At 41.3% G+C, this 14,490-nt stretch carries 17 protein-coding genes; 3 read left to right on the forward strand and 14 right to left on the reverse strand.

From position 1 onward, the window contains the following. Positions 1–14 precede the first annotated feature (14 nt). The 12 genes from SU86_RS02005 to SU86_RS02060 form a co-directional block, all read right to left on the reverse strand. Complete coding sequence (locus SU86_RS02005; protein ID WP_048187050.1) at positions 15–485, reverse strand: ASCH domain-containing protein; 471 nt, start codon at positions 483–485, stop codon at positions 15–17. Then, the gene (locus SU86_RS02010) at positions 486–1,886 is read right to left on the reverse strand and encodes an MBL fold metallo-hydrolase (protein ID WP_052755425.1); all 1,401 of its coding nucleotides are present in this window, start codon (positions 1,884–1,886) and stop codon (positions 486–488) included. Positions 1,887–1,933: 47 nt separating this feature from the next. Beyond that, positions 1,934–2,938 (reverse strand): sensor histidine kinase, encoded by a 1,005-nt coding sequence (locus SU86_RS02015; RefSeq protein WP_052755426.1) that lies wholly within the window; start codon positions 2,936–2,938, stop codon positions 1,934–1,936. Positions 2,939–3,060: 122 nt separating this feature from the next. Then, positions 3,061–4,626 (reverse strand): vWA domain-containing protein, encoded by a 1,566-nt coding sequence (locus SU86_RS02020; protein WP_048187052.1) that lies wholly within the window; start codon positions 4,624–4,626, stop codon positions 3,061–3,063. Next, complete coding sequence (locus SU86_RS02025; RefSeq protein WP_048187054.1) at positions 4,626–5,426, reverse strand: AAA family ATPase; 801 nt, start codon at positions 5,424–5,426, stop codon at positions 4,626–4,628. The genes SU86_RS02020 and SU86_RS02025 overlap by 1 nt, the downstream gene beginning before the upstream one ends. A 59-nt stretch (positions 5,427–5,485) precedes the next feature. Further along, the gene (locus tag SU86_RS02030; protein WP_338140626.1) at positions 5,486–6,946 is read right to left on the reverse strand and encodes an NAD(P)/FAD-dependent oxidoreductase; all 1,461 of its coding nucleotides are present in this window, start codon (positions 6,944–6,946) and stop codon (positions 5,486–5,488) included. A gap of 151 nt (positions 6,947–7,097) precedes the next feature. After that, entirely contained in the window at positions 7,098–7,526 is a 429-nt protein-coding gene (locus SU86_RS02035; protein WP_048187055.1) for an RNA-binding domain-containing protein, read from the reverse strand. A 7-nt stretch (positions 7,527–7,533) separates the two neighbouring features. Next, positions 7,534–8,148: a 30S ribosomal protein S3ae gene (locus tag SU86_RS02040; RefSeq protein WP_048187056.1), complete on the reverse strand. Its 615-nt coding sequence runs from the start codon at positions 8,146–8,148 to the stop codon at positions 7,534–7,536. Positions 8,149–8,187: 39 nt separating this feature from the next. Then, positions 8,188–9,450: a serine--tRNA ligase gene (serS, locus tag SU86_RS02045; protein ID WP_048187057.1), complete on the reverse strand. Its 1,263-nt coding sequence runs from the start codon at positions 9,448–9,450 to the stop codon at positions 8,188–8,190. Beyond that, positions 9,450–9,686 (reverse strand): KEOPS complex subunit Pcc1, encoded by a 237-nt coding sequence (locus SU86_RS02050; RefSeq protein WP_048187058.1) that lies wholly within the window; start codon positions 9,684–9,686, stop codon positions 9,450–9,452. The genes serS and SU86_RS02050 overlap by 1 nt, the downstream gene beginning before the upstream one ends. Further along, positions 9,658–11,076 (reverse strand): RecJ family nuclease, encoded by a 1,419-nt coding sequence (gene recJ, locus SU86_RS02055; RefSeq protein WP_048187060.1) that lies wholly within the window; start codon positions 11,074–11,076, stop codon positions 9,658–9,660. Before recJ ends, SU86_RS02050 begins: the two co-directional genes overlap by 29 nt. Further along, a complete protein-coding gene (locus SU86_RS02060) occupies positions 11,076–11,525 on the reverse strand; it encodes a 30S ribosomal protein S15 (protein WP_048187062.1) in 450 nt (149 codons plus the stop codon). The genes recJ and SU86_RS02060 overlap by 1 nt, the downstream gene beginning before the upstream one ends. Positions 11,526–11,637: 112 nt before the next feature. Here SU86_RS02060 and SU86_RS02065 point away from each other — a divergent pair, with 112 nt between their 5' ends. Together SU86_RS02065 and SU86_RS02070 are read left to right on the forward strand one after the other, a co-directional pair. Continuing rightward, complete coding sequence (locus SU86_RS02065; RefSeq protein WP_048187064.1) at positions 11,638–11,967, forward strand: hypothetical protein; 330 nt, start codon at positions 11,638–11,640, stop codon at positions 11,965–11,967. A 112-nt stretch (positions 11,968–12,079) separates the two neighbouring features. Beyond that, positions 12,080–12,349, forward strand: a complete 270-nt coding sequence (locus SU86_RS02070) for a hypothetical protein (RefSeq protein WP_048187066.1) — start codon at positions 12,080–12,082, stop codon at positions 12,347–12,349. Between the two features lie 87 nt (positions 12,350–12,436). Here the strand turns inward: SU86_RS02070 and SU86_RS02075 are convergent, their stop codons facing one another. Then, positions 12,437–12,973, reverse strand: a complete 537-nt coding sequence (locus SU86_RS02075) for a hypothetical protein (protein ID WP_048187067.1) — start codon at positions 12,971–12,973, stop codon at positions 12,437–12,439. 76 nt (positions 12,974–13,049) lie between these two features. Continuing rightward, the gene (locus tag SU86_RS02080; RefSeq protein WP_048187069.1) at positions 13,050–13,616 is read right to left on the reverse strand and encodes a methane monooxygenase/ammonia monooxygenase subunit B; all 567 of its coding nucleotides are present in this window, start codon (positions 13,614–13,616) and stop codon (positions 13,050–13,052) included. Positions 13,617–13,896: 280 nt separating this feature from the next. Here SU86_RS02080 and SU86_RS02085 point away from each other — a divergent pair, with 280 nt between their 5' ends. After that, positions 13,897–14,460, forward strand: a complete 564-nt coding sequence (locus SU86_RS02085) for a methane monooxygenase/ammonia monooxygenase subunit C (RefSeq protein WP_048189064.1) — start codon at positions 13,897–13,899, stop codon at positions 14,458–14,460. Positions 14,461–14,490 lie beyond the last annotated feature (30 nt).

The raw sequence follows: 14,490 nt of genomic DNA on the forward strand, positions 1-14,490 counted from the left end.
TATAGTGTAACTGGCTAGTGGTGGTTTATCCACTGAGTACGATATTCCTCATCAAATATCTCTGATGTCAGATCGTCATCTTTGATCTCTGTACTGGAAAGATCGACATCAAAAAATCCTAATTTGCCTTTGGCAGGAATCGGCAGCTTGAATTCTTTTGGACTTTTTAGCAAAAAACCAAATGTTTTACTCGAAAAATAATCATCGCTTGCAAAATGATGTTTTTTGTCTATCCCTAGTTCTTTTTTGGTTTGGTATTTTTTGGTATCAAATATTGTGGCCTTGCCAACAATAACTCCAGTAGGTAATACACTGGGATCGATTCCAAGCCGTTTGCAGTCTTTTGTTTTGATCTTTGTAGGGGAATGAATCAGAAACTCACCGCGATAGTTTGTGTTCCAGTGTCTTAGCTCGATTGTCTTTTTGCCTTTTATGATAAGATCAGCAAATGGCTGGGAAACTGATAGACACTTGAAGGTGCTCAATTACATTCTGATGCTGCATCTGTTTGGACCCATCTCTAAATCTGGAATCTGCATTGGAGGGACTGGGATTACACCTTTGTTGATTTTTATGATCATTGAATAGTTCATTGGTCTTGGGGTTGTGATGCTGACTACCTTTGATACAAATTCTGCCTGACCTAAATCTAATAATGGAAGCTTCTTTGCATTTTGCACTGTGGTGTAGAATATTCCGTCCTTTGTTGGGATAACCCCTTCACCATGATGAGTTGGAAATATCTTGACATCGTCTCCGAATTTTAGTAATTTGTTGTGTAGGGTATCATACAGCTTTGCAGCAAATTCTTCTGCTTGGTCTCTAAGGTCTGGTCGACCAATTCCCTCTACGAACAAAATATCGCCTGAGAAGACATACTTGTCATTCAGCACAAACGACATGCTGCCTGGCGTGTGGCCAGGTGTGTGTATTGCCTTGAGTTGTTTTGAGCCAAACGATATGGTATCACCATCAACCGTTTGCTGTGATTCAAGCTTGTATTCTTCCAGTTTTGATAGGTATAGTTTTGCGCCTGTCATTTGTGATAGATCCTTTGCAGCAGAGACATGGTCTGCGTGCTGATGTGTATCAATTACACATGTGATCTTGAGGCCTTCCTTTTGTGCAAATTCTATGTATTTTGATGGGGGGTATGTTGGATCAATTACGACTGCTTCTCCATTTGATCCTATGATGTGTGATAGGCAACCCTTTCCAATTTTTTCTACCTGAATTATCGTGGTGTCATTTTCTTTTAGTGTTATAGCACTTAGCACTTGGTTCCATAATGACATTCCACCAACAAGAGATGTTGATTCCAGTCCGTTCTGTGCCAGCGCAAATGTTGCAACCATGGAGCGATTCCCATGAGAGCATATTGTGACAATTTTTTTGTCCTTTGGCAGATGTGTTTGCGATCCTGGCATAAATAATTGTGATAGTGGAATGTTTACTGCACCTGGAATCTTAAACTCGGCAAACTCTGAGGGCTCTCGCACATCCAACAAAAACACATTGTTGTCTTTTTTGATTGAATCCCACAGGTTATCGCCGCTAATTATGGTATCTTGGGTGCTTTTGATCGTCTCGCCTTGCCATGACTTTATTCCGTCCTTGAGATAATGAGCATCAAAGCCAAAGCGAGCCATCATGGTGGCATTTTGCTTTGCCTCCGTGCCATCTTCATCAACTAGTATGATCTTCATGCTTGGTGGAAGCTTTGACATTATGATCTGTTTTTGCTGCATGGAGTTGCACACTGCGTTTGCAGCGCCTGCAATGTGACCATTCATGTAATTTTCCTTTGCTCTAATGTCTAGAATTATGGTGTTTGATTTGGCTTGTAAAATCTGGGATAACTCTTCTGGTGTGATCTCTATGTTCATGTAATTGCGCTCAATCTGATGCCAAATTTAGAATTTGCTGTTTTGATCTATTGTTGGGCTTTTGGTATTTTCATGGTAAACCTTGTAGGGTTGTTTTCTGCTTGAATGGTACCATTGTGTTCTTCCTCGATTATTCTTTTACATGTGGATAGTCCTAGTCCGGTTCCATCCTTTTTTGTAGTGAATAATGGATCAAATATTTTCGGCAAAACTTCTAGTGGAATTCCAGGACCGCTATCGCTTATCTGAATTATTGCATCATTGTCTTTTTCCAAGATCTGTACTGTGATGGTTCCGCCTTTTTCCAATGCCTGAGTTGAATTTGCAATTATATTGGTAAATACTCTTTGCAGCTTTGTTGCATCACACTCAATGGTAAGATCATTTGATGGCAGCTCGATTGTGACATTGTCTGGCTTGTTGATGTAACCTATTGAATCGTTTAGAATCTTTAGGATGTTATTATTCTCAAATGCTGTGGGAGTTTCCCTTATGAAATTCAAAATGTCATTGATGTGATTTGTAATTCCATTAACTGCATGTTCCATTCGCTCAAGCGAGTTGAGCAGTGTCGAGTCTTCCTCCTTTGAGTGTCGTAATTTTAGCAGATCAACTTGGACTTTGATTACTGTTAATGGGTTTTTGATGTCATGAACCATTTTTGATGACATCTCACCTACTACGGTGAATTTGTTTGCCTTTCTGTCCAGATGTGTCTGAAGTAGACCTTGTTTTTCCCTGAGCAGTTTCTTTGCTGCATCCAATGTTTCTGAGCGTTTGCGGATGAGATTTTGGATGTTGCTCAGCTCCTTTTTCTCTTCTTCTATAATGTTAGTTATCATCGAATACTTGTCTTCATTTTGAGATTTTGTATTGGAAATATCGTCAGTTCCATTAGCTATTTTCTCAAATTCGCTTTTTTGGCTTGACTCTGCTTTTTGAGTCTCCACTTCGGTTTCGGCATTTTGGCCAGGTGCCTTTGAGAAAAAGATCATTCTTCCATTATTGGTTGAATTTTCATTTGGGTCTTTTTTCTGGATGAATCTGGTCAATGAGATATCTGATTTTGAGATTTAATATCGAATAATGTGTTCAAATAAATGAGCTCGCTTATGTCTGCGCTACATAATGTGGAATTGTTTTAATTTGCAATATTTGCAAATCTGGGTTTTGTTTAACTAGTTTCTAAAACAGCCAAAACTCTGTTTGGAATGTCCTTTAGTCTTGAGACTGCCAATGTTTTTTCATATCCCAAATATCGAAGATTGTTTGCTATTGTGGTTGCACTAAATGTGTCATGACCAACACCAATTGCCACCATCTTGATTCCGAGTGTTTTGAGTGATTTTACCATGGCACGAACTGCATCGGGATCTGATGGCTCTCCATCAGATAGTGTCAGAAAAATATCGGGCTTTTTTGATTTCAAAACAGAATACATTTTTTGATACACATCCGCAAGCGGTGTTCCCCCATTTGCCTCGATTTGCGCCAGTCTTTTTGCAGATGCATTATTCCATTTTACGTCTTCTGGCTTTACCATCCAGCATACTACTTGTTTTTGTGTTGTGTTGAAAGCAAAGACAGAGAACTTAATCTTCAAAAACGACAAGACCTCGCACAATGCAAGTGTTGCCTTTTTGTATTGTACCTGTTGGTCTGTTATGCTTGATGAATGATCCAACAATATGACTATTTTTGATTTGATTGATTTTTTCACATCTGTTACAAACGGCTTGTAGCCCTCAATGTAGGACTCTGCATCAAATTCCTCACCAGATATGACGTGTTGTTCTTTCCAGCTGGTCTTCCACTCTTTGAATTTTGTCTTGAGATTGCTGATTAGGTCCTGATCATAGATTTTGGTCTCATCAACATTTGTGGAGCCTGGTACTTGGATTCCAATGGATTCACTTCCGAGGCCCTTGTTTTCGTTTTTCTTGTTTTCTTCTTTTATCACCTTGAATTCCTCGGCAATGTCTTTGCCAGATAAAATATTATCAATGTCTATTTTCCCGAAGTCTGCTTCCTTGTTTTGTGCAATTTTCTGCAATGCCTTTGCAAAGTCTTGAGGTGTGATCATCAATCCGGGACCCTTCCATGGCACAGCAAGCGGAACCGTTGTTAGTGCATCAATGTTTAGAATACTCAGAATCTCGGGAATTTTTTTCTCCAGCCATTCAGTATCGTATTTTTTTTCTATTGTTTCTACTATGATCTCTTTTGCACGCACTGATGCCATTGCGACTCGTTCCGCAAAGCTTGGCTGCAATTCCCCCTTGATATCACCTAACAGAAATTTTTGGTAAAACGCCTCTACAATTCTTGATTTTCCCAAAATATTTCCGAGCTGAGGCCTATACAACCACGCATAGGTATAGTTGAAGATCAACTCTTCATCCATTCCGCGCCAAACTTTTCGCCCTAGTAACTCAACGCGTCGTGTCTCTAATGTGTTTAGAATAAAGCCAAAAGCATGGTCATTTGAGAGAATTTTTTTGCAAAACTTGATTCGCATTGACTCATACCAAATAGAAACGCGGAACTGCCTGTATTTTTCAAAGTCAGTACCAGCATATTTTTCGGGCGACACTAAGCTAATCTTGTTTTCTTTTAGTTTGGTTGTGTTTTCCTTTTTGTCTGAAAACTCTACAATTACTTTTTCCTTCTCAGACCACCTTCTCGCCAAAAACGTGGCAATCTCTACTAGTGTGTCGTTTCTGAGCTGCAGTGATTGCATTATCTACCAAACATGGATGTAATGATGTCGCTTACCTTTTGGTATTCGACGCTTCCCCACTGGGCGTACACGTTTCCAAAAACAATGTCTGCTGATTTCTTTGCATCAAGGCCAGAGTCCAAAAGTTTTGCATACGCAATGCTTTCACGTAGGCTAGGCGAATAATACAATTCCTCCACTGCAGCTGCCTGTCGCAGTGTGTTTGCCAGGTTTATTCCCTGCTTTAATTTATCATCAAAGCTTCCAGAAACATGGCGCTTTACTATTTCAAATTCGGTTTCCTCTGGGGGATAATCTAATCTGATTCTAACTGGGAATCTGCTTAATAGCTGTGGTGGAAGCTCTTTTGTTCCAACATGAGTCAGCGGATTTATTGTGGCCACTACAAACCATTTCTGATCTGCGTTAATCATTTCGCCAGTTGATTCCTTGAGAACAATCTGTCTTCTATCGTCAAGTGCCTCATCCAATCTTAGTAGAACGTCTGCCTCTGCTGCATTTAGCTCATCCAGATACAGAAAACTTCCATCCTTCATTGATTTTATCAAAATTCCCTCATCAAATCCAATTGTTCCATCATTGAGTGTCTTGGTTCCGATTAGGTGACTCTCGCGAGTTCGAAGGCTGAAATTGATTGATTCCAGCTTTGCACCCTTTCTACTTGCAAACTCTCGCACCAGCGAGGTCTTGCCGGTTCCCTTTGGGCCGATTATCAAAACAAAAAGACCTGCATCATGAGCCTTGCCTAAAACGTCCAAAGAATTATTCCAGTCTAAATATGCCGACGATGACTGTAGCATGATTTTTAAAATTGCTTATACTTTATTTAAAATGACTCGTTTCTCTAATGACTTGAGCACTAGTTGTCCCATTTTGCCAGATGCTCATAGGATTCATGCATTATCTTGAGCAGTTTTTTGTTCCATTCCTCAAATCCATCTGGCGTGGTAGGATAGTTGCGATAGTGCTCTGTTAGCCATCTGTTTTGTTGTGTTGTGTATCGCAGCCCGTCTGCTAGCTTTTTGTTTAGTGCCCCGCGAATGAGCATTCCCATTTTGCCCACCATGGAAAAGTCGGGGTGCTCACCTTTGCTGATTGCCTCAACATCCATGTTGCCCAAAAAGTGCTTCATTCCATAATTGATCTGATCATTTGTCAGCATTTGCAATAATCTTCTAAAGACCTCAAGGCCTGCAGTCTTGTAGCCATATTCTCTGGTATAATCAACATTGTATTGCCAAAGTCCCTTTTCTGTCACATCACCTGACTCTATTGCATCAACTGCGTTTTTGCCGATAATAGAGCCGGCAATTAGTGCGGGGCCTATTCCTCCAGCATCAAGTGGTTTTGGCATCCATGCCGAGTCGCCAACCAACATGAATCCATTTGCAACCATGCAGTCGTTTTGTCTTCTGACTGATACCTGAAAGTTTCCAGTTGCATTGTTCACATCTGATGGATCAGTAGATATTCTTGGATTTTTAATTGCGCGGTTTCTTGCAACATATTGATTGATCAAGCCTGTGACATCATCATGCTTGCCAAGTCTTTTGTTTCGTTTATCTAGAATTGTCTTCTCAACACCTAGTCCGATGTTGACCTTGTTTTTGCCCTTTGGAAATACCCATCCATATCCACCAGGCGCAATGTCTTGGTCCAAATGAATCAAGCAATAGTCCGGATCGAACTCTGATAGATCGTCTTCCCCCTGATCAAAATACATAATGTGTCTGCCAGTCGATTCAAGATCGGTTCTGTCGATTCGTCGCTCCATCTTTGTAGTGTTTTTGATCTGGTTTCGTAGCATCGATGTAACACCTGTGGCATCGATTACCACTTTGGCGGTTTTCTTGTAGGGCTGGTTTGTCTTTTTATCAGTACCTTCTACTCCCACCACCTGATTTCCATCGTATATCAGTCCGGTAAGGTTTACCTCAAAGTCGACATTGATTCCGCGCTTTAGTGCCTCCTTGTACTGGGTCTGTGGAAGTTGTTGTCTGTTTAGCAAAAATCCATCACCATCAAATGGAATGGACGTCTCTCTGTCTGGTGATAATGCCATAACGCCTTTTACTTTGTGCTCAATTTCTGGTGCCCCCCATGAAACCTTGATGTGGCTTCCCATGTAGTCAACTGCTTCCTTTGATACTGCGTCTCCGCAAACCCAACCATTGATTGATTTTCTGCCAAGCAAGATTGGCGGATTTCTATCTATTACCAGAATTGATATTTTTTGATTAGAATAATGAGCAGCCGAGTGTGCAGCAATCATTCCTGCGAGTCCGCCACCAGCTACAATCAGGTCGTAATCTGTTTTCACTATGTGACAGCTGAAACGACATTATTTAAAACAATATCTTGTAGATTATTTTTTGGGTCAGATCGTCGCGGCGTCTTCACAGCTTGCGTATTGCTCAGACTGGAGCGGCTTGTAGCTCTTCATTCCCAACTAGATACTACTCTAAATGATATTAAATTGTGCTTGTGAGTAATTCGGAATATGTCTTGATGAGATCCTTTTGTGTGTAAATTGGTGTGTAAATTTTCAGCTTTATTGGATCCTCGTTAGCGGGTTCTACTTTTCCCTGTACTAGAGATTGCTTTGAGATTCTCATGTATAATCCAGAACCATCACATCGGTTATCCAAATCTTCGATGATCTCATCTATTTCGTTTTTTGGAATGTGTGATAACATGGTCTTGACAAAGTGAATTGCCTTTTTCTTTTTTATTTTTCCATGAACCAGTATGATTGGATTGTCATAATGTCCTTGGAGATTCTGCATTGTAAAGTCGTCTTGGCTTAAATCAAAAATCTCTGCAAAAGCATCAAAGAGCTTTTGAGAGTCTTCAGTTGCATGTATGATAACTTGAATCTCTACTTCAAGTCTTTTTTCCATGAGTAGATTATGCTTCTAGCAATGTGACTTGAGCTTCTGCAGTTCTAATTAGCTTTACCTTTTCAAGACCTACGTGTCTCATGCGAATGACCTTCTTTGCTGCCGCCATGATATCCGAGTTTATCTTTCCATAGCATGTTGCTTGCACAAATTGATCAATTGTCATCTCTGGAATGGTCTTGTTCATTACATCTCTTGCAATTAGTCTTAGAGCATGCTTGCGTGATGTGTTGAGCTTCTTGTGAGTCAATGCAATTACTTTTAGTCTGAATAGATAGTTGTCCTTTGTCTTTACATTCATCACAAAGCTTACCTTGCTGGAGCCACGTCGAATCAGGCTTCTGAGGAATTCCTTTGCATATTCGTATCTCTTGAATATTGCATATGCCTTGTCACCTTCTACTTTGCTAATCTGGAAGTAAATCTTGTACTGATATTGAGACGGATCTCCTTTTAGAATATCAAAGAGTGTTACCTCGATTACACGGCCAATTGCTTTTTGCTCATCAGTAATTGGTATGTATGCAAGTGGTGCATTGTTAAATGACTCTGGGGCAATTACTGTGACCCATTTTTTCTCACGCCACTTGTCCTTTACTTTACCGCCTCGTTTACGAGCCAATTATTTAGCGACCCTGTAGCCAAAATATAACTGTACCAACTAAATCACGCTTGATCCGAGATATTTCTGTAAAGGCTTTGGCACACTGATATGGCCATCCTTTGTCTGAAAATTCTCCATTATCGCAACCAGCGTTCTAGTCGTTGCAACTAGGGTGCTGTTTAGCGAGTGGAGGTATTGTGTTTGCTCATTGGTCTTGTCTCGGAATCGTATCTTTAGCCTCCTGGTCTGAAAGTCCAGGCAATTAGAACATGACACTATTTCGCGGTATGCATTTTGGCCTGCCATCCAGGCCTCAATGTCATATGTTTTTGCAGAGACCTTGCCCATATCTCCACTTGATAAGAGCATGACTCGGTATGGAATTTCGAGTTTCTGGTAAAACTCTTCTGCAACTGTAAGCATTTTTTCATGTTCCTTCCAAGAGTCCTCTGGTCTTGCAAAGACGTACTGCTCTACTTTTTCAAACTGGTGTACTCTAAAGATCCCCTTTTGGTCTCTGCCGTGTGCGCCTGCCTCTTTTCTAAAGCATGGACTAACACCTGCATATCTGATTGGTAGGTCTTTTCCTTCCAGGATTTCATCTGAATGCATTGCTGCAATGGAATGCTCTGATGTGCCAATCAAAAACAGGTCCTCATCTTGAACTTTGTATATCACACTCTCAAAGTCATCTGCAATTATTGCGCCTTCCATGGAACCGCGATTGATCATGTATGGGGGTTGGACTAGTCCGTATTGTTTTTCTGCCAAATAGTCTAGTGCAAAATGAATCAGCGCTTGGTTTAGTCTCACTAGATTGTTTTTCAGATAATAAAATCTTGCACCTGCTGTCTTTGCAGCTCGCTCCAAATCCACCAACCCCAAGTCTTGTGCCATGTCTATGTGGTCCTTGATTTTGAACTCAAATTTTGGAATCACTCCCCATGTCTTTACCTGAATGTTTGATGTATCGTCTGCCCCAAGTGGGACTGATTCATGAATTAGATTTGGCATTGTCATTGCCAGTTTGTTATAGTCTGATTCGGTTTTGATCTGTTCTGCTTCTAGTGCTTGCAATTGCTGAGAAACGGTTTGCATTTTTGCAATCGCATCATCTGCGTTTTGGCCAGTCTTTTTCTTGGTTGCAATTTCTGCAGCCACTTGGTTCTTTTGCTTGCGAAGCTCGTCTGTTTTTATGATTAGCTCTCGTCTCTTGGAGTCTGCATTTACCAAGCCATCCAGATCAAACTGGACATGCCTATCTGATAACATTTTGCGGATTATCTCTGGCTTTTCTTTGATTAGTTTTGGGTCCAGCATTATTCCATCACCTTTAGTGCCACTTGCACATGGGACAAGACCTCATCAATGGTAGCAGTTAGTGTTTTCATATTACCAGTACTGTGGAAATTAAAAACAAGTGCATTATCAAGATTTTCCATCTCAAATGATAACCCTTTGGGAAAATCAACATTGTCAGGCTCCAAGGCCGCCCTTATTGCATCGGCCTTTTTCTTGGTCAGATGATCAATTGTTATTTTGAGTGTGGTTTCCATTTACGCCGTCTTCTAGATAATCCAAAAACCCATCAAGCTTGTCCTTTGTTATCTTTGCCCCAGCAGCTGCATCATGCCCTCCACCAATCCCATTGAATTTCTCAGCACCTGATTTCATTAGTACTGATAGGTTGACGTCTGTCTTGCAGCCCATTGATTTGCGCGAGGAGAACTTTATGGTATTTTCCTCGCTGTTTGTTCGTAGTATGATGATTTTTCCAGCATTCTTTGGTGAGCCGGCCAAAAGAGATGAAATTGTTCCAGTCATGGTTTCAGGAATTATTCCCTCACCGTTCACCATGACACATCTTGCCGAGTCGCTAATTCTCCATCGCTCATTTGTCAGAATGTTCATGTAGTCACGGATGAGTTTTCTGTATTCTAGCAAGATATTTTCGCCTTCGTATAGCATCCTGTTTCTATCGCCCATGCAAATCGAGATACCAACACCAGATCTGCCGATTCTTCCACAAGAGTTTAGCATCGTGGAAAACTCACGAGCATCGCGCAAAAAGCTGCGTCTTTCCTCGCCTGGAAATGTGTAGGTGTAACCAATCAACTCCTCCATTATTTGGGTGGCGTTTTGTGAGCTTGCGAATTTTGTAATGGATTCTATGACTAGTCGTTTTTCGTCCTCTGTGAGGTCAGCCGGGGTTCTCCACCTTCCACCATCCTTTAGGTTGATGTCAGCAGATTTGAAAAGCGAAAGACACGTGTCCCTATTCCAAGTCAGCCCCTCAATGAATGGCTGAGATGTAAATGCAAGCGCATCAACCAGAGGTCTTGTTTCGCGTCCAACTAGGAGTAAGTCCATATCGACATGTAGTGCCCCTTGGCTTTTTGCCTCCTCTATGATGTCTATGTTTTTGCCAAGAAATGATTTCTTTTCTCCCTGATCTTGTCTGTCGCCCAGTGCAGAAACTACTGCAATTGGTGCCAGGTCAGAGTTTTTTCCGTCCAGTGCCTTTGCTGCCAAAAACGCCATGCCGCCAGCACAGATTTCAGTTCCACCATTAATGCCATATTTCCAAGCGTTTATGATGTTGTCATTTTCGTGCTCTTCTTCAGATATCTCATGATGATCCAAGACAAACCAGTTTTGTCCCAATGATTCGTTTAGCTGCTTTCCAAATCCACCTCCAAGGTCTGTTATTACATGAAAGTCGCGCGAGTCTGATTCCATTGTTTTGATGGTTTGTGCACTCATCTCCTTTGTGGTGCGAACAGTAACTTTTGCGCCTGCGCGAATCAGTGCCTTTGTTATGATTGCACCCGATGTCAAGCCATCACAGTCAATGTGTGTTACAACGGAGATGTCTTTGCCGTTTTTGATAAGATCCGAAATTACATCATTAAAATTTGATAAATGTTGATCGAGTACCTTGCCCATTATTCAAGTTGGGCTACAACTGACTTATATTTCCAGTTCTGTGGAAGTGCACCAATTCTTTTGTAGTATGTCGAGATACGGTGAACCTTTGCCTCTACGAGCTCAAGCGATCTAACGTTTCGTTTGTCAGAATTGTTGTTCTTGAGGTGTCGTTGCAAGTTGATCGCCTTCTTTACAATATTGTTGAGGTCCTCAGGAATCTCTGGCCTCACGTTGTTTTCCTCTAGCATCTTTTTGACGGATTTTTTTGTGATTGCCTTTGCCAGTGGAATTGCGTGCTGATCTCTTAGCTTTATTCCGATTTGGCTCATTGGGACGCCATCTTTGCCATATTTCACAACCAGTTCCTCTACTTCTTTTGCTGTGGTTGTCACCCAAGATGGTGTTCTGCCAGAAATTGGCCTAGTAGAGTGTGATTGTCCATGTCTGTGGGTATGTACACGTCCCATGGCGCCTCTGATCCTAGAACTAACATAAACGTTACCACAAAACAATTACCAAAGCTGGCGATTAGAAAAAAGTTAAATAGAAACCATAGCCCCAAAAGCACAGGTAAACACTATGAATAAAGTACTATTCGGAGCAGCAATCATTGCTGCAGCCGTAATATCAATGGGAATGACAGAACAAGCATTTGCCCAGTATATGGGTAATGTTGACCAAGATTCTGGAAAGACAGGCAAGAACACACTCGAAGAAGCACTAAAACTTCAAAGAGAACGTGTTACCTCTGCAGCTGAAAATCCAGCAACTGGTTCTGGCACTCCATACCTAGCAGCTGATGGTGTCTTGGGAGCTTCCGCAATTGCGGCAGCTGTCTTTGGAGGAATTGCCGCGGCATTTTTCTTCAGAGGAAGAACCGGAAGATACGCAGCTCAAGGAAGAGGATAAACCTACTTCTCTTTTTCCATTTTATTGAATATCCCCTAGCGGTACGCGATCAGTAATTATCCCTGAGTATCAGGGAAATGTATATATCGCACATTATGAGGTCATTAGTTTAATGACTCCATTATTCGGTACAGTGTTCAGTATTCTGTCTACCGTATTTGGACAATTGGGACCAAACTATGACCCATTGTTCTATGATGTCATGGTCTACATCTTTGGCACAATCATGTTTACTGTGTTCCTTCTAGGAATCATATCATATTGGCTAAGAGTACATGGCTGGTCATACAAAGACAACCGCGAAAGATGGGTTGACGAGTTAGACAGACACTTTGAAAGAGAAGGTATCGGTTTGATACCAGACAACGGCAAGTACTGGTAAAAAACCTCTTTTTTCATTCTTTTTAGTTTTCTTTAATCTGGATTCTGCAGTCGTTGTTTTTCGGACTTTGATTATTTCTGACTGGTGTTATTGTGGTGGTAAAAAGTCATGTTCGCTGGCTTCGTCATAGTTCTTTGTGAAGAATTCTGCTCTATAGTGAGCCCCATCAACTAGCGGTTCTCGGATAAGACTTCCGGTTTCTTTGCCGTCCACAAATACCTTTGATCTAGATTCATCCATGTCTCGCATTGGGAATCCGTTCTCGTGATATGTCGTCCAAGTCCACAGGAAATGCCCAATCTCAAATGGATATTCGTGCTTCCACTCTGCATGAATCACACCATCATTTGTCAAGGTGTACAATGAATGCCTACAGTTCTCATTGTTTCCAATGTTTGCGGGGATCTCTATTTTCTGCTTGTCCACGTATAGTTCCAAGGTTGCCGAGATCTTGTAGTCGGACTCGATATCGTTGATGCATACCCTTAGTGGGTTGTCCATGTTTAGCCACTGTTGGATGAATATGCTGGCAGTTCCAACAGATATGGCAATTACTGCCGTAATTATCAGGTAGCGTATGGTGCCCTTTCTTTTGGCAGGGTTGCCCAAGCCAGGCCAATTCATAGCCCAGACTTGATTCCTATAGGATAAAGTCGTTTCTCTAAGTCAATATAATAAAATGAAAAGAGAGGGTGTTGGTTTAGATTACTTGCCAGGGGCGAGTTGCAAATGTGATTACATATCCAACGCCAATAATGATTGATTGGTACATGATGTTGGTATATGGAATTGGTTTGAGTATTGGCTCGCCAGTTACTACTACTGTTTGTCCTGGGCCTAATCCTGGTCCAACTTGCGCAACGTTTAGCTGAGTGTGTACGTGGTATACGCCTGGCTCTAGTGCCTTTGCTCGAATTTCATAATCGAGTACTGCGTTACCTGGGATTTGAAAGACGTTTCCTGGTGGGGTTCTTGCAAGAATTTCCCATCTGTTACCTGCGTTGGTGGACTCTGAGAATATAGAGTTCCATCCTCTGAGGTCTCTTTCAACAAGACTTACGAACTTGCCTGATAAGACTAGTTCTTCACCGGTTTGCAGTGATTGTCTGTTGAAAGACTCATCTTCAATCTTTACGAAACGACTCTGGAGTTGTGCTTGAACACCGTGTGCTTCTGCAGTCTGGACCATTTGGGCCAAGTTTGGACCGAATGTGCCGAGTGCTAAAATCACTCCGAGTGCTACTACGAATACTTTCTTGTCGACCATAGTTATCCCGTTAATTAATCATCGACCTACATAGAATGATATATGTTTTACCGTTTTAATCAGTAGTGAAACTTAAAACCGCACGCACAAATTTTGATCTAATAGCTCAACATCAATGTTGAACATAGAAACCGACACTTTTCTCAACTGTAAAATCTCATATTCTAATATGATTATGCAAATTTTATAGGATTTTTAGATGTATTTTTTATAATTATTTCAAGAAATTTTGCTGAAAATAAACTCATGTTTTATATATTCAAATTCTCCATGTGGTATCATGGCACAGATGCCGGCATTAATCCCAAAAGAAGTTGAGATCCAGAGACTAAAGAAAATCTGGCTCATCGTTATTGCAATGGGATCCACAGCAGCATCCGTGGAAGTAGATAACTTCGTAGATGGTTCCTTACATCAAACCTCTATCAGAGACTCTGCATTCACACCAGCACACTGGTGGCTTTACTCTCACTTTGTGGCACTACCACTAGGTTGGGGTTCAGTTGCAATCTATGATAGAAAGGTCCCAGTACTCAGAGGTCCAAACAACTCCATGAACACAGGTCTAAAGATGACCATTCTAGGTTACCTAGCAACCATGTTCACAATCGGAGTCAATGAAATGTGGCACTTCTGGTTCGTAGAGGAGATCTTCGCAGTTCCAAACCACTGGATGTTTAACATGGGTGTAGTTGTAGCATTCATGGGTGCACTTGCATATGTCGTAAGAGTATACGCAAGACTTGTCGAACTAGGTGCAGAAACACCAGGTGAGAACCCATATGTTGCAGAAATGTACAAGATGGCTCTAGAGGGCAAACTGTACAGCAGAGCAATCCCATAAAACTCTCTTTTTCTCTTATTTTTACTCCAG

It is taken from the genome of Candidatus Nitrosotenuis cloacae, assembly GCF_000955905.1.
GTDB lineage: Archaea > Thermoproteota > Nitrososphaeria > Nitrososphaerales > Nitrosopumilaceae > Nitrosotenuis > Nitrosotenuis cloacae.